The 21,670-nt window shown below is 74.2% G+C and carries 17 protein-coding genes; 13 read left to right on the top strand and 4 right to left on the bottom strand.

Annotated elements, in window-relative coordinates:
• Window positions 1–202: 202 nt before the first annotated feature.
• From O7598_RS23245 to O7598_RS23215, 7 genes are all read left to right on the top strand, one after another.
• Window positions 203–1,033 (top strand): DUF4397 domain-containing protein, encoded by an 831-nt coding sequence (locus O7598_RS23245; RefSeq protein ID WP_091063805.1) that lies wholly within the window; start codon window positions 203–205, stop codon window positions 1,031–1,033.
• A complete protein-coding gene (locus O7598_RS23240; protein ID WP_269693402.1) occupies window positions 1,030–1,701 on the top strand; it encodes a class F sortase in 672 nt (223 codons plus the stop codon). The genes O7598_RS23245 and O7598_RS23240 overlap by 4 nt, the downstream gene beginning before the upstream one ends.
• Window positions 1,702–1,846: 145 nt before the next feature.
• Complete coding sequence (locus O7598_RS23235; protein ID WP_269693401.1) at window positions 1,847–3,022, top strand: cysteine desulfurase family protein; 1,176 nt, start codon at window positions 1,847–1,849, stop codon at window positions 3,020–3,022.
• A gap of 40 nt (window positions 3,023–3,062) precedes the next feature.
• Window positions 3,063–4,139, top strand: a complete 1,077-nt coding sequence (gene mnmA / locus O7598_RS23230; RefSeq protein WP_269693400.1) for a tRNA 2-thiouridine(34) synthase MnmA — start codon at window positions 3,063–3,065, stop codon at window positions 4,137–4,139.
• A 485-nt stretch (window positions 4,140–4,624) separates the two neighbouring features.
• Window positions 4,625–5,629, top strand: coding sequence for a methionine synthase (locus O7598_RS23225; RefSeq protein WP_269693399.1), 1,005 nt, complete (start codon window positions 4,625–4,627; stop codon window positions 5,627–5,629).
• A 36-nt stretch (window positions 5,630–5,665) separates the two neighbouring features.
• Window positions 5,666–6,034 carry a VOC family protein gene (locus O7598_RS23220; protein WP_269693398.1) on the top strand — a complete coding sequence of 123 codons (369 nt, stop codon included), beginning with the start codon at window positions 5,666–5,668 and terminating at the stop codon, window positions 6,032–6,034.
• Between the two features lie 26 nt (window positions 6,035–6,060).
• Entirely contained in the window at window positions 6,061–7,074 is a 1,014-nt protein-coding gene (locus tag O7598_RS23215) for an ADP-ribosylglycohydrolase family protein (RefSeq protein ID WP_269693397.1), read from the top strand.
• Between the two features lie 12 nt (window positions 7,075–7,086).
• Here the strand turns inward: O7598_RS23215 and O7598_RS23210 are convergent, their stop codons facing one another.
• Entirely contained in the window at window positions 7,087–7,656 is a 570-nt protein-coding gene (locus O7598_RS23210) for a type II toxin-antitoxin system PemK/MazF family toxin (protein ID WP_269693396.1), read from the bottom strand.
• Window positions 7,657–7,863: 207 nt separating this feature from the next.
• Between O7598_RS23210 and ligA the strand changes: the two genes are divergently transcribed.
• From ligA to gatA, 4 genes are all read left to right on the top strand, one after another.
• Window positions 7,864–9,999 (top strand): NAD-dependent DNA ligase LigA, encoded by a 2,136-nt coding sequence (gene ligA / locus O7598_RS23205; RefSeq protein WP_269693395.1) that lies wholly within the window; start codon window positions 7,864–7,866, stop codon window positions 9,997–9,999.
• A 139-nt stretch (window positions 10,000–10,138) separates the two neighbouring features.
• Window positions 10,139–12,820, top strand: a complete 2,682-nt coding sequence (locus O7598_RS23200) for a putative bifunctional diguanylate cyclase/phosphodiesterase (protein ID WP_269693394.1) — start codon at window positions 10,139–10,141, stop codon at window positions 12,818–12,820.
• 105 nt (window positions 12,821–12,925) lie between these two features.
• Window positions 12,926–13,231 carry an Asp-tRNA(Asn)/Glu-tRNA(Gln) amidotransferase subunit GatC gene (gatC, locus tag O7598_RS23195; protein WP_091063838.1) on the top strand — a complete coding sequence of 102 codons (306 nt, stop codon included), beginning with the start codon at window positions 12,926–12,928 and terminating at the stop codon, window positions 13,229–13,231.
• Entirely contained in the window at window positions 13,228–14,703 is a 1,476-nt protein-coding gene (gatA, locus tag O7598_RS23190; protein ID WP_269693393.1) for an Asp-tRNA(Asn)/Glu-tRNA(Gln) amidotransferase subunit GatA, read from the top strand. Before gatC ends, gatA begins: the two co-directional genes overlap by 4 nt.
• On the opposite strand, the gene O7598_RS23185 is transcribed toward gatA, so the two are convergent.
• Together O7598_RS23185 and O7598_RS23180 are read right to left on the bottom strand one after the other, a co-directional pair.
• A complete protein-coding gene (locus O7598_RS23185) occupies window positions 14,684–15,250 on the bottom strand; it encodes a hypothetical protein (protein WP_269693392.1) in 567 nt (188 codons plus the stop codon). The two genes, gatA and O7598_RS23185, sit on opposite strands and share 20 nt — an antisense overlap.
• A gap of 11 nt (window positions 15,251–15,261) precedes the next feature.
• Complete coding sequence (locus tag O7598_RS23180) at window positions 15,262–15,480, bottom strand: hypothetical protein (protein WP_269693391.1); 219 nt, start codon at window positions 15,478–15,480, stop codon at window positions 15,262–15,264.
• Between the two features lie 209 nt (window positions 15,481–15,689).
• Here O7598_RS23180 and gatB point away from each other — a divergent pair, with 209 nt between their 5' ends.
• Together gatB and O7598_RS23170 are read left to right on the top strand one after the other, a co-directional pair.
• Window positions 15,690–17,186 carry an Asp-tRNA(Asn)/Glu-tRNA(Gln) amidotransferase subunit GatB gene (gene gatB, locus O7598_RS23175; protein ID WP_269693390.1) on the top strand — a complete coding sequence of 499 codons (1,497 nt, stop codon included), beginning with the start codon at window positions 15,690–15,692 and terminating at the stop codon, window positions 17,184–17,186.
• A gap of 103 nt (window positions 17,187–17,289) precedes the next feature.
• Window positions 17,290–19,638 carry a transketolase-like TK C-terminal-containing protein gene (locus O7598_RS23170; RefSeq protein ID WP_269693389.1) on the top strand — a complete coding sequence of 783 codons (2,349 nt, stop codon included), beginning with the start codon at window positions 17,290–17,292 and terminating at the stop codon, window positions 19,636–19,638.
• Between the two features lie 364 nt (window positions 19,639–20,002).
• Here the strand turns inward: O7598_RS23170 and O7598_RS23165 are convergent, their stop codons facing one another.
• Window positions 20,003–21,628 carry a metallophosphoesterase family protein gene (locus tag O7598_RS23165; RefSeq protein ID WP_269693388.1) on the bottom strand — a complete coding sequence of 542 codons (1,626 nt, stop codon included), beginning with the start codon at window positions 21,626–21,628 and terminating at the stop codon, window positions 20,003–20,005.
• Window positions 21,629–21,670 lie beyond the last annotated feature (42 nt).

Genomic DNA, 21,670 nt, shown 5'->3' with positions numbered 1-21,670 from the left:
CTCCCACCGCCCCCGCCCCACTCTCCCGGTGTTGTTCGTGCAATGCCCGTCACCTCCTCTTCGTCGCCGGGGGCCCCACCGGATGCGTCCGCCGCCGGAAAAAGAAAACGGATCCGGAGCGCATCCGGCGGCGTCCGGACCGGCGTAACCCGTTCTGCAAGCCAGGCCTGACGAATCAGCACCAATCCCCAGGAGGCAGACAATGCAGCTCGCCATGTTCCGTCGGGTCGCCGCGGGCGGCGCGGTGGCCGCCCTCACCTTCGCCGGCGTCGGCGCCGCCACCATGAGCCCGGCCTACGCCGCCTCGTCGAAGGTCTCCGTGGTCCACGGCATCCCGGACACCCCGGTCGACGTCTACGTCAACGGCAAGAAGACGTTGAACAACTTCAAGCCCGGCGACGTGGCCGGCCCGCTCACCCTTCCCGAGGGCGAGTACGACATCGCGCTGACCAAGCCCGGTGAGGCGATCGACAAGGCGATCCTCAAGGTCGACGACGCCGAGGTGCCGGGTGGGGCGAACATCAGCCTCGCCGCCCACCTGAGCGCCGACGGCAAGCCGCAGATCACCCCGTTCGTCAACGACGTGTCCAAGGTGGGTGCCGGCAAGGCCCGGCTGATCGTGCGGCACACCGCCGCCGCGCCGGCCGTCGACGTGCGGGCCGGTGGCAAGCCGGTCTTCGAGGGCCTGACCAACCCGAAGGAGGCCAAGGCCGACGTCGCCGCCGGCACCGTGAAGGCGGACGTGGTGCTCGCCGGCACCGACACCGTCGCGATCGGCCCGGCCGACCTGAACCTGAAGGAGGGCACCGCCACCATCGTCTACGCGATCGGCTCCGCCGACGCCAAGAACCTGGACCTGGTCGCGCAGACCATCAGCGGTCTGCACTCGGCGCCGGGCGGCGTGCCCAGCGGCACCGGTGGCCAGGCCGGCACCGGCGTGGACACCTGGTGGTACGTGCTGGCCGGCGCCGGCGTGCTGCTGCTGGTCGGCGGCGGGGCGCGGGCGGCCACCGCCCGGGCCGGTCGCCGGTGACGGTGCGCAACCGCGGGGCGCTGGCGGCGATGACCGCCGGCGCCGCCGCGCTCACCGTGGCGGCGCTGGTGGCGTGCGGATCCCAGCCCGCGGAGGACGTCGGCGGCGACGAGGCGGCGGCGCTGGCCAGCGCCACCCCCAGCGCGACGCCGGCGGCGACCACGACCGCTGACGCGTCGGTGCCGGTGAACGCCGGCACGCTGCCGGCGGACGCCAAGATCGTGCCACCGGTACGGCTGAGCATCCCGCCGATCAAGGTCACCGCCTCGGTCGACCCGGTCGGCATCAACGACCGCACCAACGAGTTCGAGGTGCCGCCCAGCGTGGACCAGGTCGGCTGGTACCGCTACGGCCCGGGCCTGGAGGCCGGCGCCGGCTCGGTGGTGATCGCCGGGCACGTGGACAGCGCCGAGCAGGGCAAGGGGGCGTTCTTCCGGCTCCGCGAGCTGGGCCGGGGGGACACGCTGACCGCCACCGGCTCGGACGGCAAGGAACGCCGCTACCGGGTGGTGGCGCGGGAGGAGTACACCAAGACGAAGATCCCGCTGGAGCGGTACTTCGCCCGCGACGGCAAGCCGCGCCTGACCTTGATCACCTGCGGCGGGCCGTTCGACCCGAAGACCCGGCACTACCGGGACAACATCGTGGTCACCGCGGTTCCCGCATGAGCGAACGCACCGAGCGAAGCGAGGGCCGTGAGGGCATGCTCCCGGCCAGCACGGCATGAGGTGCTCGACCGCCCGTCCCGCCCCGGTGCGGGACGGGCGGTCCGGCCAGCGGCGGACAGTCCTGCGGCCGTTAGGCTGAACGGTGATGGCATACCTGGATCACGCGGCGACGACCCCGATGCTGGACGAGGCACTCGAGGCGTACGTCGCCACCGCCCGCGAGGTGGGCAACGCGTCGTCGCTGCACGCGGCGGGTCGCCGTGCCCGGCGTCGGGTGGAGGAGTCCCGCGAGCGGGTGGCCGCCGCGCTCGGCGCCCGCCCGTCCGAAGTGATCTTCACCGGTGGTGGCACGGAGAGCGACAACCTCGCCGTGAAGGGCATCTTCTGGGCCCGTCGCGACGCCCGGGCCGAGCGGGTCCGGGTGGTCTCCAGCGCGGTCGAGCACCACGCCGTGCTGGACTCGGTGGACTGGCTGGTCGACCACGAGGGCGCGCAGGTCGGCTGGTTGCCGGTCGACGAGGCCGGCCGGCTCGACCCGGAGCTGCTCCGCGCCGAGCTGGCCGAACACGGCGACCGGGTGGCGGTGGTCACCGCGATGTGGGCCAACAACGAGGTCGGTACCGTCCAGCCGGTGGCCGAGCTGGCGGCGGTCGCCGCCGAGCAGGGGGTGCCGTTCCACACCGACGCGATCCAGGCGGTCGGCCAGGTGCCCGTCGACTTCGCCGCGAGCGGGGTGTCCGCGCTCACCGTGACCGGCCACAAGCTCGGCGGGCCGACCGGCGTGGGCGCGCTGCTGCTGGCCCGCGACGTCGCCGCGACGCCGCTGCTGCACGGCGGCGGCCAGGAGCGCGACGTCCGCTCCGGGACGCTGGACACCGCCGGCATCGTCGCGTTCGCGGTCGCCGTCGAGGCCGCGGTGAAGGGCCAGCAGGAGTACGCGGCCCGCGTCGCCGCGCTCCGCGACGAGCTGGTCGAGCGCGTCCGGCGGGCGGTGCCCGAGGTGGTCTTCAACGGCGACCCGGCGGACCGGCTCCCCGGCAACGCGCACTTCTCCTTCCCCGGCTGCGAGGGGGACGCCCTGCTGCTGCTCCTCGACGCGCAGGGCATCGCCTGCTCGACCGGCTCGGCCTGTTCGGCGGGCGTGGCCCAGCCCTCGCACGTGCTGATGGCGATGGGCGCCGACGACGACCGGGCCCGCTCCTCGCTGCGCTTCACGCTCGGGCACACCAGCACCGGCGCGGACGTCGACGCGCTCATCGCCGCGCTGCCGGCCGCCGTGGAGCGAGCCCGCCGCGCGGCCGCCCTCCGTACCCCCCGCTGAGCCGGATACCCTCGGTGTCGAGGACGAGGGGAGTCGGCTGGTGAGGGTTCTGGCGGCGATGTCGGGCGGAGTGGACTCCGCCGTCGCGGCGGCGCGGGCGGTGGAGGCCGGGCACGACGTGACCGGGGTGCACCTGGCGCTGGCGCGCAACCCGCAGACCTACCGCACCGGCGCCCGGGGCTGCTGCACGCTCGAGGACTCCCGCGACGCCCGGCGCGCCGCCGACGTGCTGGGCATCCCGTTCTACGTGTGGGACATGGCGGACCGCTTCCACGACGACGTGGTCGACGACTTCGTCGCCGAGTACGCCGCCGGGCGTACCCCGAATCCCTGCCTGCGCTGCAACGAGAAGATCAAGTTCACCGCGGTGCTGGACCGCGCGGTCGCCCTGGGCTTCGACGCGGTGGTGACCGGCCACCACGCCCGGCTCGGCCCCGACGGCCTGCTGCGGCGCAGCGTCGACCCGGCCAAGGACCAGTCGTACGTGCTGGCGGTGCTGACCCGCGCCCAGCTCGACCGGTCGATCTTCCCGCTCGGCGACTCCACCAAGGCCGAGGTGCGCGCGGAGGCCGCCCGGCGCGGCCTGGCCGTGGCCGACAAGCCGGACTCGCACGACATCTGCTTCATCGCCGACGGCGACACCCGGGGTTTCCTGGCCCAGCGGCTCGGCGAGGCGCCGGGCGAGGTGGTGGACGCGCTCACCGGCGCGGTCGTGGGCAACCACAGCGGCGCCTACCAGTACACCGTCGGGCAGCGCCGCGGGCTGCACCTGGACCGCCCCGCGGCGGACGGCCGACCCCGCTACGTGCTCTCCATCACGCCGAAGACCAACACCGTGACGGTCGGTCCGGCCGAGGCGCTGGAGGTCTCCTCGGTGCGGGCCACCCGCCCGGTCTGGACCGGCGGGCCGCGCCCGGACGGGCCGATCGAGTGCGAGGTGCAGCTACGGGCGCACGGTGACGTGGTGCCGGCCGCCGTCACGGTGGACGCCGCCGCGCTGCACGCCGCGCTGCGCCGCCCGCTGCGCGGCGTCGCCGCCGGTCAGGCGATCGTGGCCTACCGCCCGGACCCGGCCGGCGACGTGGTCCTCGGCTCCGCCACCATCGCCGCTGCCTGACCTCGCCCCGCCCAGCCCCGGCCCTCGCCCCCCGGCCCCCGGCCCTCGGCCCTCGCCCCCCGGCCCTCGGCCCTCGCCCCCCCGGCCCTCGGCCCCAGGCCCCAGGCACTGGCTTTCGTTCTCCGACCCGGGCCTTCGGGCCTGGCGGCGGCCAGGATCGGCGGCACGTCCCGCTCGCCACGCGCCTCGGGCCATCCCGTCGAACAGGTCCCTCGGGTGCCTTTAGAGCTGATGTCACAGACGACTCACCGGTCAGCGCACTCCGCCGGGCCGGCCGGGCCGGGGCTGGGTGGGGCGAGCGGGCGAGTCGTTCCTGATCTCAGCTCCAAAGGCACCTCGGACCGGTCGTCGGCCCGGCCCGCGTCCGGAGCCGCCCGCGTCCGGAGCCGCCCGCGTCCGGAGCCGCCCGCGTCCGGAGCCGCCCGCGTCCGGAGCCGGCCGCGTCCGGAGCCGGCCTGCGGCGGGCAGCCGGATAGGCTGCGGCGGTGACTGATCAGCAGTGGCCCTGGCCGGCCGGCGCGGCGACCGGGATCGGTTCGCTGCCTGGCACCGACATTGCCGAGGCGCAGCGGATCGTGCTCGGCGAGCTGCCCGCCCTGCCGCACCTGCCGGAGCTGCCCGCCCGGGGCCCCGGCGCGGACCTCGTCGGTCGCACCGCCGGCCTGCTGGTCGAGCTGCCGGTCGAGCTGTACGCGGCCCGCTGGCGGATCGCCCCACGTCCCGGGCGGGACCTGCGCCGCGCGCGCGACCTCATGGAACGTGACCTCGACCAGCTTGCCGAGCAGGCCGAGGAGTACGCCGGCCCGGTCAAGGTCCAGGCCGCCGGTCCGTTCACCCTGGCCGCCACGCTCGAACTACCGATCGGCGGCCGGATGCTGCGCGACCCGGGCGCGGTGCGCGACCTCGCCGGGTCGCTCGGCGAAGGGTTGCGGGGGCACGTGGCGGCGGTGGCCCGACGGCTGCCCCGCGCCTCGGTGCTGCTCCAGCTCGACGAGCCGTCGCTGCCGGCGGTTCTTGCCGGCCGGGTACCCACCGAGAGCGGCTTCGGCACTCACCGCGCGGTGGAGCCGGAGGTGGCCCGTGCGCTCCTGCGCGACGTGCTCGACGCGGCCGGGATCCCCACGCTCGTGCACTGCTGCGCGCCGGACGTGCCGCTGGAGCTGATCCGGTCCGCCGGCGCCGCCGGTGTCGCCCTCGACCTGTCCCTGGTCACCGACCTGGATCCGCTCGGCGAGGCGATCGACGCCGGGTTCGGGCTGCTGGCCGGCGCCGCGCCGACGCAGCCGCCGGCGTCCGGCCGGGCGCCGACGTCGGCCGAGGTCGCCGATCGGGTGAGCCGGGTCTGGGACCGGCTCGGCTTCCCCCGGCGTCGGCTGGCCGAGCAGGTGGTGATCACGCCCGCGTGCGGCCTGGCCGGTGCCACCCCGGCGTACGCCCGGGCGGTGCTGGCCGCCTGCCGCGACGCCGGCCGGCGGCTCGCCGAGGCGTGACGTTTCCTGTCGCACCCCGGGGGCAGGATGACTCACATGATCGGACGACTGCGTTCCACCGTGATCGACTGCCCCGATCCGCGCGCGCTGGCCGGCTTCTACGCGGAGCTGCTCGGCCTGCCACTGATCGAGGAGGGTTCCGAGGGCGACGACTGGGTGGTGCTCGGCGGTCCGCCGGGGCACCAGCCGCGGCTGGCCTTCCAGAAGGCGCTCGACCTGCGCGCGCCCGCCTGGCCCGACCCGGAACGGCCGCAGCAGTTCCACCTGGACGTGACGGTGGACGACATCGAGGCGGCCGAGAAGGCGGCGCTGGCCCTCGGTGCCCGGCGGCTGCCCGGCGAGGGCGACGGCTGGCGGGTCTACGCCGACCCGGCCGGCCACCCGTTCTGCCTCTGCTGGGACTGAGCGCGCGTCGGTTGCGCGGCGGGTGCATGATCACCACCGTGATCGCCTCCACCGACCGTCGCGCCGCCGGCTCGCTCTTCGGGCTGGCCTACGGCGACGCCCTGGGCAAGCCGACCGAGTTCCTCACCGTCGCCGAGATCGTCCGGCGCTACGGCCCGACCGGCCCGCGTGAGCTGGAGGGCGACCCGGCGCAGGTCACCGACGACACCCAGATGGCGTTGGCCGTGGCGTGGGCGCTGCACGACGCGCCCGCGTACACGCCGGAGGCGGTCGAGCCGCTGCTGCGGCAGCGCTTCGTCGACTGGTCGGTCAGCCCGGAGAACAACCGCGCGCCGGGCATGACCTGCCTGCGCGCCTGCGCCGAGCTGGGCCGGGGCACCCGGTGGCAGGAGGCCACGGTCGCCGACTCGAAGGGCTGCGGCGCCAACATGCGGGTCACCCCGGTCGGGCTGCTCGACGTCGACCTCGACACGCTGGCCGGGCTGGCCCAGCTCCAGGCCGGCCTCACCCACGGCCACCCGACCGGGCTGGCGGCGAGCGAGCTGACCGCGTACGCGGTCCGGCTGTTGCGCGACGGCGCGGCGCTGCCGGCGCTGCCCGGTCTGCTCACTTCGCGGGCCCACGAGCAGCGCACGGTCTACCGGGGCGACTGGCTCGGCGACCTGTGGCAGCGACCCGGCGTGCCCACCGCCGCCGAGTTCATCGCCGAGGGCTGGGACGACTGCCTGCGGGTGCTCGGCCGGCTCGACGCGGCGCTGGCCCGCCCGGACGACGGCGGCGACCCGTGCCGGCTCACCGGCGAGGGGTGGATCGCCGAGGAGGCCCTCGCGACCGCGCTGCTCTGCGCGCTGCGACACCCGGACGACCCGGTCGCCGCGCTGGCCCGGGGCGCCACCACCGCCGGTGACTCCGACTCCATCGCGGCGCTGGCCGGCGCGTTCGTCGGGGCCGCGCACGGCATGGCCGCCTGGCCGGCGGCCTGGTCCGGCCGGATCGAGTACGCCGACCAGCTCACCGCCCTGGCCGCCGCGCTGGACTGAGCGCCCGCGCCGCTAGGCGGTGAGGTGGGGCAGGCGGCGCACGCCGCGCCACACCCCGGCGTCGCAGTCGCCGGCCTTGTCCGCGAACGCGGTCAAGGCCACCGGGATCGGCTCGCTGACGTCCAGCCAGCTGTCGTGCTCGGCGTCGGCGTCCCAGCTCCGGGTGGGGATGGACACGTGGTCGTCCCGGTCCGACTTGTCCTGGCTGGTGATCTTCAGGACCTCGGCGTCGGCCCCGTCCACCCGCAGCACCAGGCAGGGACGCACCTTCGAGCCGGTGCCGTCGGCGTAGGGCACGTCGGCCCACCAGATCTCCCCGGGCCGCGGGGCGCCCCGGTCCGGCCGGCCGGCGTCGCGCGGTCGCGGTGGCGTACCGGTCCGGCCGCCCCCGCTCCCGGCGCGGCCACCGCGGGGCGGGCCGGCGGGCCGGCCACCGGAGCCCGGCCGTCGGCGGTCCCCGGAGCGGTCGCGTCGGGGCGTCCCCGCCGACCGGTCGGCGGACCGGCGGCGCCACTCGCTCCACAGCCAGCCCGCCGCCACGCAGGCCACGATCACCAGCGCCCAGATCAGCCCGTCGCGCATCCGTACCCCGCCTTCCGTCCGTTTCGGCCCACCGCCGCCGCCGCGATCGTCGCACGGCCGGGGCTCGCGCGCTCCGCGGGCGCGGGACGCGCCGCCCCGCAGCCGGGCCGCTGCTCAGCGCGGGTGGCCGGACGGGTGTCACAGCCGACCGCTACGGTTCGGGGGTAGCACGAGCACGGGAGGTCGACAGCGGTGTCCGAAGGCGGCGTGTCCGAAGAAGCGGTTCCCCAGACGGTCGACGCCGCCCAGGAGGCGGCGGCCGGCGCCGAGCCGACCCCGGCGGCCCGGGAGCGGCACGCCACGTTGAGCCAGGAGCTCACCGAGCACCAATACCGCTACTACGTGCTGGACGCGCCGACGATCACCGACGCGGAGTTCGACAGGCAACTGCGTGAGCTGGAGGCGCTGGAGGCCGAATTCCCGGCGCTGCGCACCCCCGACTCGCCCACCCAGCGGGTCGGCGGCACGTTCTCCACCGACTTCACACCGGTCACCCACGCCGAGCGGATGCTCTCGCTCGACAACGCGTTCGCCGACGAGGAGTTGGCCGCCTGGGCCGAGCGGGTCGAGCGGGACGCCGGCGGCCCGGTGCCCTACCTGTGCGAGCTGAAGGTCGACGGGCTGGCCATCAACCTGACCTACTCCAAGGGCCGGCTGGTGCGGGCCGCCACCCGTGGTGACGGCCGCACCGGTGAGGACGTCACCGCAAACGTGCGCAGCATCCGGGGCGTGCCGGCGCGACTCACCCCGACCGACGAGTTCCCCGACGTGCCGGAGCTGCTCGAGGTGCGTGGCGAGATCTACTTCCCGGTGGCCGGGTTCGCCGACCTCAACGCCAGCCTGGTCGAGCAGGGCAAGGCGCCGTTCGCCAACCCGCGCAACGCCGCCGCCGGCAGCCTCCGGCAGAAGGATCCGCGGGTCACCGCCTCCCGGCCGCTGCGCCTGGTCGTGCACGGCATCGGCGCCCGCAAGGGCTACCGGCCGGCCGCGCAGTCCGCGGCCTACGCCGCGCTCAAGGCGTGGGGGCTGCCCACCAGCGACCGCTGGAAGGTGGTGGACGACCTGGCCGGGGTGGCGGAATACATCGCCTGGTACGGCACGCACCGCCACGACGTCGAGCACGAGATCGACGGCGTGGTGGTCAAGGTGGACCCGGTCTCCATCCAGGGCCGCCTCGGCTCGACCAGCCGCGCGCCACGCTGGGCGATCGCCTTCAAATACCCGCCGGAGGAGGTCAACACCAAGCTGCTCGACATCGACGTCAACGTCGGGCGCACCGGCCGGGTCACCCCGTTCGCGGTCCTGGAGCCGGTCCGGGTGGCCGGTTCCACTGTCGCGCTCGCCACCCTGCACAACGCCCGCGAGGTGGAGCGCAAGGGCGTGCTCATCGGCGACACGGTGGTGCTGCGCAAGGCCGGCGACGTCATCCCCGAGGTGCTCGGCCCGGTGGTCGAGCTGCGTCCGGCCGACGCCCGCGCGTTCGTCATGCCGACCACCTGCCCGGCCTGCGGCACGCCGCTCGCGCCGGCCAAGGAGAGCGACGTCGACATCCGCTGCCCCAACTCGCGCAGCTGCCCGGCGCAGTTGCGGGAGCGGGTCTTCCACCTGGCCGGTCGCGGTGCCTTCGACATCGAGGTGCTCGGCTACAAGGGCGCCGCCGCGCTGCTCGACGCCGGGATCATCACCGACGAGGGCGACCTGTTCGCCCTCGACGCCGAACAGCTGAGCCGTTCCCCGTTCTTCGTCAACAAGGACGGCACGCTCGGCAGCAACGCCACCAAGCTTCTCGACAACCTGGCCGTGGCCAAGGAACGCGATCTGTGGCGGGTGCTGGTGGCGCTCTCCATCCGGCACGTCGGCCCGACCGCGGCCCAGGCGTTGGCCCGGCACTTCCGGTCGATCACCGCGATCGAGGAGGCCGCCGAGGAGGAGCTGTCCTCGGTGGACGGCGTCGGTCCGACGATCGCCGCGAGCCTGAAGGAGTGGTTCGCCGTCGACTGGCACCGCGACGTGGTGCGCAAGTGGGCCGATGCGGGCGTCCGGATGGTCGAGGAGGCCGGCGACGAGGGGCCCCGGCCGCTCGACGGGGTCACCGTCGTGGTCACCGGCACGCTGTCCGGGTTCAGCCGCGACCAGGCCGCCGAGGAGATCCAGAACCGCGGCGGGAAGGTCACCGGGTCGGTCTCCAAGAAGACCGGCTTCGTGGTGGTCGGCGACAACCCCGGCTCGAAGGCCGACAAGGCGGCGACGCTGAAGCTGCCGATCCTCGACGAGGACGGGTTCCGGGTGCTGCTGGATTCCGGCCCGGAGGCCGCCCGGGAAGTGGCCCGGGTGGAGGGCTGAGCGCCGCACGCGGCGTATACCAACTTAATTACGACTACGACCGATTCGTGGCTGTCGTGTCGGGGAAAGTGGCCCGGAGGGCGTTTCATTGGCGTACGGCGTGTGACGGCGCGCGCCACGACCGCTCCCGGGAGGTGCGATGGCGACCGGCGACCCACGCAACTCCGTCCCGCCCGGGCGGGCCCGGCCGTTCTTCGGCTTCGTCGGTGCGGTCGGTGCGGTCGCCGTCCTCGTCTCCGCCGGGCCGCTGGCCGCGCTCCCGGACCGACTGACCGAGCTGCCGGTCGCGTTCTGGACCATGGCGGCGCTCGCCGTCGTCTGCGACGCCCGTCCGTTCGTCCCGCCGGGGCGGCGGCAGACCTCGGCGCTCTTCCCGTCCACCTGCTTCACCTTCGCCATCCTGCTCGGCTGGGGTTTCGGCCCGGCCGTGGCGGTGCAGGCCGTGGCGGTGGCCGTGTCCGGCTGGCGGCTCGGGTACGCCGCCTGGCGCACCGGCTTCAACGCCGCCCAGTACGCCTGCGCGCTCGCCGCCGCGTACGCGGTCAGCCGCCTGGGTGCCGGCGAGCTGTTCGGCGGCGGCCGGTTGCACTGGACCGACGTGGCGGCGTTGGGCGGCGCCACGGTGGCCTGGTTCGCGGTCAACTACGGCCTGGTCAACTCCGCCATCCGGCTGCGGTTCGGTGACCGGTGGTGGCCCAGCGTCCGGCTCGGGTTGGCCTACGAGCTGCTCTCCACCGGGTCGCTGCTGCTGCTCGCGCCGGTGCTGGTGGCCGCCGCCCGGGCCAGCGCGGCGCTGATCCCGCTGGTGCTGGTGCCGCTCTTCGCGGTCTACCGGATGGCCCGGCTCTCCGCCGAACGGGAACAGCTCGCCGACGTCGACCCGCTCACCGGGCTGCCCAACCGCAAGGCGCTGCTCACCGAGGTCGCCGAGCAGGTGCACCTGCACGGCGAGCGGGCCGCCCGGGGCGAGCCGGACGCCCACCTGGCCCTGCTGCTGCTCGACCTCGACCGGTTCAAGCACGTCAACGACGCGCTCGGGCACGCGGTGGGCGACCGGCTGCTGGTCGAGGTGAGCGCCCGGCTGATCGACGTGGCCGACGAGGGCGAGCTGGTGGCGCGGCTCGGCGGCGACGAGTTCGCCATCGTCGTACCCCGGTTGGCCGGTGTCGAGGAGGCCCGCGAGCGGGCCGACCGGGTGGTCGCCGCGCTCGCCGAACCGGTGCCACTTGACGGTCTGCCGCTGGACGTCGGCGGTTCCATCGGCGTCGCGCTCTTCCCCGACCACGGCGAGGACTTCGCCACCCTGATGCGGCACGCCGACGTCGCCATGTACGACGCCAAGCACCGCAACGACACCGTGGCGGTCTACGCGCCGGAGTCCGACCACAACTCGGCCGAGCGGCTGAGTCTCCTGGCCGACCTGCGTCGGGTGCTGGAGTCCCCGCACCCGGCGCCGGCCGGCGAGCCGGGGGGCGTACGCGGGGGCGACGGTGCCGTGCTGGCGCCGAGCCTGCCCGCCGCCCGGCCGGCCCACGACGAGCGGCCGGCCCACGACGAGCGTCGGGCCCACGAGGAGCGGCCGGCACGCGACGACGGCCCCGGCGGGGTGCGGCCCGGTGGCGGGCCGGCCCGGTGGCGGCTGCGACGTCGCCGGGAGCGCGTCGACGCGCGACCCGACGACGATCTGATCGAGCGGATCCTCACCGGCGCCGACCCGATCCGTCGCCGGGCCGCCCACAGCGGCACGCCCACCGGCTCGGGAAGCGTCGACACCGCGCCGAGCGCGATCGGCGCGCCGGCCGCCCACCCGACACGGTCGGCACCGGCCGCGCCGGCCGTGGCTGCGGGGACGGCCGCGCCGGCCGTACCCGTGGAAACCGTGCCGGTCACGGCGGCGCCGGCGGCCGACGGTGCGGAGGCCGGCGGGTGGACGGGTGGCGAGCCGACCGCACCCGGCGTCGTGCCCGCGGTGACCGGTGACCGGCCCGGCGCGCACGACCCGGACGACCCGGCCGGCGACCCGGGCGAGATCACCATGTACTACCAGCCGCAGATCGCCATCGCGACCGGCGAGGTGGTCGGCGTGGAGGCGCTGTTGCGCTGGTGGCACCCGCGCCGGGGCATGGTCGACCCGGGGGAGCTGATCCAGGTCGCCGAGCAGAGCGCGGTGATGCGGCTGCTCACCCGCCGGGTGGTGGACGACGTGGTGGAGCAGCTCGCCAAATGGTCGGCGGCCGGCCTGACGCTGCGCGCCGCGCTCAACGTCAGCGTGCGGGACCTGCACACCGGCGAGATCGCCGACCAGATCGCCGAGCGGTTGACCCAATACGGTGTGCCGCCGGAGCGGCTCCAGGTGGAGATCACCGAGGGCGCGTTGATGGCCGACCCGAGGCGGGTGCTGGCCAGCATCACCCAGTTGCACCGGATCGGGGTGGGCATCGCGCTCGACGACTTCGGCACCGGCTACTCCTCGTTGCAGCACCTGCGTCGGCTGCCGCTGTCCGAGGTGAAGGTGGACCGGTCGTTCGTGCTGGGCATGGCCGACGACCCGGACGACGCGGCGATCGTCCGCTCGATGATCGAGCTGGCCGGCGCGCTCGGGCTGCGGGTGGTCGCCGAGGGCGTGGAGGACGAGCGCACCTGGCGACTGCTGCACGCCGCCGGCTGTGACGTGGCGCAGGGCTGGTTCCACGCCCGGCCGATGCCGGCGGAGGAACTGATCACCTGGCTGTCGCGGTACCGCCCGGTCCGCCCGGTGGCGGCGGAGGCCGACGGTCGGGGTGGCCCGGCGGCGGAGGGGGAGTCGAAGGCGTCGTCGTGACGGCGGGACAATAGACTCGCTCCGGTCACCGCGCGTCATCGTTCACGGGTCGTGCGCGGCCGGCACACCGAAGACGTCTCAGGACAGCCACGAAGGGGGCACCCGATGGCCGCCATCTCCCGCGAGGAGGTCGCGCACCTCGCGCGACTGTCGCGGCTCGCCGTCACCGAGGAGGAGTTGGACACCTTCGCCGGTCAGCTGGACGTGATCCTCCAGTCGGTCGCGCAGGTCGGCGAGGTCGCCGCGGCGGACATCCCGCCGACGTCCCACTCGGTGCCGTTGACCAACGTGCTCCGCGAGGACGTGGTGACGCCGAGCCTGACCCCGCAGGAGGCGCTGTCGGGTGCACCCGACGCCGAGGAGCAGCGGTTCCGCGTCCCGCGGATCCTGGACGAGGATGTGGCCTCATGACCGATGTGACAAAGCTCAGCGCCGTCGAGATCGCCGGGCTCGTCGCGAACGGTGACGCCTCCGCGGTCGAGGTCACCCGCGCCCACCTGGACCGGATCGGCGCCGTCGACGACCGGGTGCACGCGTTCCTGCACGTCGACACCGACGGCGCGCTGGCCGCCGCGCGGGCCGTGGACGAGCGCCGGGCCGCCGGCGAGGAACTGGGCCCGCTGGCCGGCGTGCCGGTCGCGGTCAAGGACGTGCTCACCACCAAGGGCGTGCCGACCACCGTCGGGTCGAAGATCCTCGAGGGTTGGCGCCCGCCGTACGACTCGACGATCGTCGAGCGGCTGCGTGCCGCCGGCACGGTGATGCTCGGCAAGACGAACATGGACGAGTTCGCCATGGGCTCCTCCACCGAATACTCGGCGTACGGGCCGACCCGCAACCCGTGGGACACCGACCGGATCCCCGGCGGCTCCGGCGGCGGCAGCGCCGCGGCGCTGGCCGCGTACGAGGCGCCGCTGTCGATCGGCTCGGACACCGGCGGCTCGATCCGCCAGCCCGGCGCGGTCACCGGCACCGTCGGCGCGAAGCCCACCTACGGCGGCACCTCCCGCTACGGTCTGGTGGCGTTCTCCTCGTCGCTGGACACGCCCGGCCCGTGCGCGCGCAACGTGCTGGACGCCGCGCTGCTGCACCAGGTGATCGGCGGCCACGACCCGCGCGACTCCACCTCCATCCCGGCCCCGGTGCCGGACGTGGTGGGCGCCGCGAAGCTCGGCGCGAGCGGCGACCTGACCGGCGTGAAGCTCGGTGTGGTCACCGAGTTCACCGGCGAGGGCGCCGAGCCGGGCGTGATGGCCGCGTTCCGGGAGTCGGTCGAGGCGCTGGCGAAGCTGGGCGCCGAGATCGTCGAGATCTCCTGCCCGCACTTCAAGTACGCGCTGCCGGCCTACTACCTGATCGCGCCGAGCGAGTGCTCCTCCAACCTGGCCCGCTTCGACGGCGTCCGCTTCGGCCTGCGGGTCGGCGACGACGGCAACCGGTCGCTGGAGGAGGTCATGTCGCTGACCCGCGAGGCCGGCTTCGGGCCCGAGGTGAAGCGCCGCATCATGATCGGCACGTACGCGCTCTCGTCGGGCTACTACGACGCCTACTACGGCCAGGCGCAGAAGGTCCGCACGCTGATCACCCGCGACTTCACCACGGCGTTCGAGCAGGTGGACGCGCTGATCTCGCCGACCACGCCGTTCGTGGCGTTCCCGATCGGCGCGCGCACCTCGGATCCCTACCAGATGTACCTGGCGGACCTCTTCACCATCCCGACCAACCTCTACGGCGGCCCGGCCATCTCGGTGCCGTGCGGGCTGTCCGAGGGGCTGCCGGTCGGCCTGCAGATCATGGCCCCGACCATGGCGGACGACCGGATGTACCGGGTCGCCGCCGCGCTGGAGTCCAGCGTCGGCACGTTCACCCCGCCGGCTCTCTGAGTCCACCACCGATCGGCGTCGACGGACCTCCGTCGGCGCCGATCGGCGTCTCCGGCGGCACCGGTGCCGCGTCGAGGTAGCGGCGGGCCTCCCGGATGCCGCGCCCGCGCCACCACGCCGTGCCCGACCAGCCCACCACGAGCGTGGCGGCGACCAGCCTGGTGGACCACCGGGTGGCGCCGACGAGCACCACCGCCTGCAGCGCCGCCAGCACCAGCACGAACCACACGTACCACCGCTGGCCGAGCCGGCGGCGGGCCTCCCGACGGGCGGCGGCGTCGACGGTCGCGTCGGTGGCCCGGCCCGCGCGCAACGCGTCCCGCGCCGCCGCGGCCGGGCCCGGATCGGCGGTACGCATCCGCGGCACCAGCCACCTGCCGAGCAGCAGCGCGGCCCCGGCGCCGACGACGGCTGGCAGGGCGGTGAGGGCCACCATGGCCACCACGTCCTGGAAGTCGTACTCGCCGTCGGCCGCCCAGATCCCGGTCAGCAGCGCGGGCAGGCCGAGCGCCAGTGCACCGGCGACCAGCACCGCGCCGGTCGTCACCGGAGCCCTGCTCACCGGTTCGCCCGCCCGCGCCGCCGGGAACCGGTCACCCACCGGGCCGCGAGGAGTCCGATCAGCGCGCCGACGACGCCGGGCAGGACGCTGACGAGCAGCAGGACGCCAAGACTCTCGGGTGACCTGTCGTCGGAGAGGAACCAGCGGATCGCACTGATCGTCACCGCGACGACGAAAACGGCGGCCACGCCCACCACCACCTGCCGCACGTTCATGGAGCGAGGCGGCGCCGGTGATTCGCCGCGTTCGGTGCGTACCGTCGAGTCGTCCCCCGTATTCGTCATCCTCGACACGTACCCCCGGGTCGTTCCTCGCATGCCGGCGCGGCGGGCCCCCGTGCGGTGATCTCGAAGCCCGGCAGCGGGGTGGCCGGGCCAGCCGATTAGGCTGGAACGGTTCTGTCCGGATCGCGCCTGGAGCTCAGATGACGACGACACTGCCCGCGTACGACGAGGTCGTCGCGCGCTACGAACCGGTGATCGGCCTGGAGACCCACGTCGAGCTGGGCACGAACACCAAGATGTGGTGCGGCTGCCCGACCGACTTCGGCGGCGAGCCGAACACCCGGGTCTGCCCGGTCTGCCTGGGCCTGCCCGGTTCGCTGCCGGTGGCCAACAAGGCCGCCATCGAGGCGACGATCCGGATCGGCCTGGCGCTGAACTGCTCCATCGCCGAGTGGTGCCGGTTCGCCCGGAAGAACTACTTCTACCCGGACATGCCGAAGAACTTCCAGATCAGCCAGTACGACGAGCCGCTCTGCTTCGACGGGTACCTGGACGTCGAGGTCAACGGCGAGCTGGTGCGGATCGGCATCGAGCGGGTGCACCTGGAGGAGGACACCGGCAAGACGCTGCACGTCGGCGGCGCCACCGGTCGCATCCACGGTGCCACCGAGTCGCTCGTCGACTACAACCGGGCCGGCATCCCGCTGGTGGAGATCGTCACCAAGCCGATCCCCGGCACCGGCGCGCTCGCCCCGGAGATCGCCCGGGCGTACGTGGCCGAGCTGCGCGACGTGGTCCGCTCGCTGGGCGTCTCGGACGTGCGGATGGAGGAGGGCTCGCTGCGCTGCGACGTCAACACCTCGCTGAACCTGCCGGGCGAGGAGTGGGGCACCCGCACCGAGACCAAGAACGTCAACTCGCTGCGTTCGGTCGAGCGGGCGGTCCGCTCGGAGATGCTGCGCCAGGCGTCCGTGCTCGACGCGGGCGGCCGGATCGTGCAGGAGACCCGGCACTTCCACGAGGACACCGGCGACACCACCTCGGGCCGGTCCAAGGAGACCGCCACCGACTACCGGTACTTCCCGGAGCCGGACCTGGTGCCGCTCGCGCCGGACACCGCCTGGGTGGCCGAGCTGAAGGCCGCCCTGCCGGAGCTGCCGCGGCTGCGCCGCAAGCGGATCCAGCAGGACTGGGGCCTGTCCGACCTGGACATGGAGTCGGTGGTCAACGCCGGCGCGGTCGAGCTGATCGAGGCGACCGTGGCCGCCGGGGCCACCCCGGCGGCGGCCCGCAAGTGGTGGCTGGGCGAGCTGTCCCGCCGGGCCAACGAGACCGGCGTGGAACTGGCCGACGTGGGCGCCACCCCGGCGCAGGTCGCCGAGCTGCAGGGCCTGGTCGACGCCGGCAAGCTCAACGACAAGCTGGCCCGGGCCGTGCTGGAGGGCGTGGTGGCCGGCGAGGGCTCGGCGACCGAGATCATGACCAACCGCAACCTGGAGGTCGTCTCGGACACCGGCGCGCTCACCGCCGCCGTGGACGAGGCGATCGCCGCCAACCCCGACATCGCCGACAAGATCCGCAGCGGCAAGGTCGCGGCGGCCGGCGCGCTGGTGGGCGCGGTCATGAAGACCACCCGCGGCCAGGCGGACGCGAAGACCGTCCGCGAGCTGATCCTGGAGCGCCTCGGCGCTGCCTGACATGTGTCAATAGGGGCCCCCGCCTATGCAGAATGCGTTAAGCGGGGGCCCCGCCTTACCCCCCCAAGAGGGCGTCAACGGCGACGCCCCGGATGGAGTCACCGTGAACGAGGACGTCCTCGACGAGATCCAGCGCCGGGTGCTCTGGCTCGCCACCCGCATCGTCGACGCGGCCAACCACGACCGGGACACCGGCGACGGCGTGAAGGTCGGCGGCCACCAGGCCTCCAGCGCCTCGCTCGTCACCGCGATGACCGCGCTCTGGTTCCAGCACCTCGACGCCGAGGACCGGGTCGCGGTGAAGCCGCACGCCTCCCCGGTGTTCCACGCCATCCAGTACCTGCTCGGCAACCTCGACCGGTCCTACCTGCCGACGCTGCGCGCCCGCGGCGGCCTCCAGTCGTACCCGTCGCGCACCAAGGACCCGGACGAGGTGGACTTCTCCACCGGCTCGGTCGGCCTGGGTGCCGCCGCGCCGCTGTTCGCCGCCGTCACCCGTCGCTACGTCGACGCGCACTTCGGCGAGCGGCCGCACTCCCGGTTCGTCGCGCTGATCGGCGACGCCGAACTGGACGAGGGCAACATCTGGGAGGCGGTCGCCGACCCGGCCACCACCGGGCTGGGCAACGTGATGTGGCTCGTCGACTTCAACCGGCAGTCGCTGGACCGGGTCGTCCCCGGCATCCGGATCAACCAGTGGCGCGGCCAGTTCGAGGCCGCCGGCTGGCACGTCGTCGAGGTCAAGTACGGCCGCAAGCTCGCCGAGGCGTACGCCCGGCCGGGCGGGACGGCGTTGCGCGACTGGATCGACCTGATGCCGAACGAGCAGTACCAGTCGCTGTTCGGCCTCGCCGGGCCGGCCCTGCGCAAGCAGTTCCTGGACGGCGCGCCGGCCGAGGTGGCCGCGTTCGTCGCCGACATCCCCGACGACGAGCTGGGCCCGCTCGTCACCGACCTGGGCGGGCACGACGCGCAGGCGATGCTCGACGCGTACGCCCAGTGCGACGCCGTCACCGACCGGCCCAGTGTGGTCTTCGCCTACACGGTCAAGGGCTGGGGCCTGCCGATCGCCGGCAACCCGCGCAACCACTCGGCGCTGCTCAGCACCGAGCAGGTGGACGCGTTGCGGGCCGCGAACGGCCTGACCGCGCAGACCGAGTGGGACCGTCTGGACCCGGCGTCGCCGGCCGGCATCCGGGCCGGCGAGCGCCGGGAGGCGCTGTCCCGCGCGCCGCGCGAGCGGGCGCTGGGCGTCGCCGTCCCGGAAACCACTCGGGTACGCGCGAACAAGCCGGTCTCCACCCAGGAGGTCTTCGGCCGGGTGCTCGTCGACCTGGCCCGGGACCCGAAGGTGGCGCCCTACCTGGTGACCACCGCGCCGGACGTGGCCACCTCGACCAACCTGGCCGGGTTCATCAACAAGACCGGCGTGTTCGCCCCGACCGAGCAGCGGTCCTGGACCGAGGACCGGATGCTGCGCTGGACGGAGAGCCCCGCCGGGCAGCACATCGAGCTGGGCATCTCCGAGATGAACCTGTTCCTGCTGCTGGGCCAGCTCGGCCTGTCGTGGGACCTGTCCGGCCAGCCACTGCTGCCGGTCGGCACGGTCTACGACCCGTTCGTGCTGCGCGGGCTGGACGCGTTCCTCTACGGCACCTACTCGGGTTCCCGGTTCGTGGTGGCCGGCACCCCGTCGGGCATCACGCTGGCGCCCGAGGGCGGCGCGCACCAGTCCACCATCACCGCCTCGGTCGGCCTGGAGCTGCCGGGCGTGACGTTCCTGGAGCCCGCGTACGCCGGCAGCCTGGACTGGCTGCTCTGCGACGCGCTCGGGCAGATCGCCGGCGGCGGCGCGCCGGCCGCCACCGCCGCGCCGGCCGAGGACGGGGCGTACTACTTCCGGCTCAGTACCCGGCCGATCGACCAGGCGCCGTTCGAGGCCGCCCGGGCCCGGCTCGGTGACGCGGTGCTGCGCCGGCAGGTGGTGGCCGGCGCGTACCGGCTGGTCGACGCGCACCAGGCGTACCCCGAGCTGGCGGACGCCCCGGTGGTGCAGCTCGCCGCGTCCGGCGCGGTGCTGCCCGAGGTCCTGGCCGCCGCCGCGGAGCTGGCGGAGGAGGGGGTCGCCGCGCACGTGGTCGACGTGACCAGCCTGGACCGCCTCTACCGGGCGTGGCAGCGGACGCTGCGCCAGGGCGTGCGGACCGCCACCGTGCCGAGCGTGCCCGGCGCGCTGCGGTCGGCCTTCGCCGACCGGGTGCCGGTGGTGACCGTGCACGACGCGGCGTCGCACGCGATGGCCTGGTTGGGTTCGGCGGTGGGGGCGCCGGCGGTGCCGCTCGGGGTGGACGAGTTCGGCCAGTCCGGCACCGTCCGGGAGCTGTACGAGCTGCACGACCTGCTGCCCGGCAGCATCGTCAACGCGGCATTGGCCGCGCTGGCCCTGCGCTGACCGGCACGGGCGCGCGCACCGCCGTCGGTGGCGCGCCCGGAGCCCGGTCCGGATCGCCGAAGCGGGGCGCCCGGACCGGGTCGGCAGGTACGGAGAGTGATTCCATGACGAGTTGCTCTCCGTGACCGGTAGGCATCGACAAAGGCATGCCCTCGCGCCGCCTTTGCTCTGCAGCCATATCCGCATCACCGCGCTTAGCTGCGGCGTTGCGTCGGACGGCCCGAGCATCGGACGGCGCCTTTGGTCACCCTACGTGCCCGCTGCGCGGATGGCTGCAGAGCAAAGGCGGCAGACACGGATGCTTGTCGGCAGGGCCGAAACTACTTTCTGTGATTGACCAGTGCTGACTGCCGCCCCAGGGCGGTCAACCGGTGGTGGTGGGGCTCGGGCTCGTCGCGGTCGCCGACGGTGACGACGACGGCGGTTCCGACGGCCCGCGCGTCGGCGTCGGGGTGACCGGCACCTCGTCGCCCTTGGCCGGGTCCCGGATCACGTGCCGTTCCAGGTTGACCTGCGACTGGCCGGTGCCGCCCACGGTGATCTCGTCGTACGCCTGGAGCAGCTTCTGCTGGTCGAGGTAGAGCACCGTCATGGTCAACGGGGTCGGCTTCTCGCCCTCCAGCCCGCGCAGCCCGGCCCCACCGGTCGAGCCCTCCACCATCAACGTGGTCGGCTGCTCACCCGGCGCCTGCGGCAGCTTCGACACCTGCCGGGCGTGGGTGTGCCCGGAGAGCACCAGCGGGCAGGCGCCGGAGAGCGGCCCGGCCGACGCCGGGTCGTGCACCAGTGCGATGTCCACCTTCTTCGGTGACTTCTCGACCGTGCGGGCAAGCTGCTCGCCGGCGCCGATCACCTGGTCGGCGACGGCGGAGGTGAGGCCGCTGCCGGCCGGTGAGGTCTCCTTGTCCGGGGTGAACCGGGGGTCGCCGATGCCCGCGATGGTCAACCCGGCCACGGTCGTGGTCGAGTTGTTCAGCACCACGGCGTTCGGCTGCTGGGCCACGGTGGCCGCCGTACGCGGCGAGTCGTGGTTGCCCCGGATGTACACGTACGGCTTCTTGAGCAGGCCGATCGAGCCGACGTAGGACGCCTCCGGCTCGCTGCCCCAGTCGGTGAGGTCGCCGGTGTCGATCACCACGTCGATGCCGAACTGCTCGACCACCGTGCGGATCAACTGCCACCCGGTCGGGTTGAGGTGCATGTCGGAGACGTGCAGCACCCGGGTGGTCCCGGGGGACGGCTGCACCACAGGCAGCGCGGAGACCGTGGTGTAGAGCTTGCTGACGTTGCCGACCAGCCGCTGCAACTGCTCGGCGTACTTGGTGTAGTCGTTGGCGATCCGCCGCGCGTCACCCACGATCGCGGGCGCGTTGACCAGCAGCCCCTCGTACCTCGGTTCCTCGATCGCCTGCGGGCGCACGGTGGCGGCGGCCAGGCCGAGACTGCCGGCGGTGATCACCAGCGCCAGGCCGCCCGCCCAGGCGGTGCGACGGACGTCGCGGAAGACGAGCCCGGCCAGGAGCAGGGTGGCCAGCACCGCCGAGGCGAGCGTCTTCAGGCCGAGGCGCACCACGCCGTCGCGGACGTCCTGCACCGCCGACTGGCTGGCCCGGCTGATGCTCGCCGGGTCGTCGATCAGCGCCTCGGTGCGCCCCTGGTCCAGCGAGCCCACCTCGACGGTCAGGTACGCCGGCCCGTCGTGGCTGTCCAGCAGCAGCGCGCCCAGCGGCGGGATGTCGACGGTGGTGCCGCCGGTCAGCGACGGGCTGAGCTTGAGTTCCGCCCGGAACGGCCCGATGTCGGTGCCGACGTGGCCGCCGGCGTACGTGCCGACGACGATGCCGCCCAGCGTGACCGCGAGCAGCGCCAGCACCACGCCCACCCGGCGCAGCCGGTGGCCGGGCCGCCACGCGGCGAGGCGGCGGACGCGCTCGGTCTCCGGGGACGTCGGGTCCCCGGCGCGCTGCTCTTCGTTCTCCTGGCCGTCCATGCTGAGATTCTGACCTGCCCAGTGTGTGATCTTGGCAAACCC

This window comes from Micromonospora sp. WMMC241 (genome assembly GCF_027460165.1).
Taxonomy (GTDB): domain Bacteria; phylum Actinomycetota; class Actinomycetes; order Mycobacteriales; family Micromonosporaceae; genus Micromonospora; species Micromonospora humi.
The sequence above is the reverse complement of the archived record's forward strand: the minus strand, read 5'-3'. Positions and strand labels throughout refer to the sequence as shown.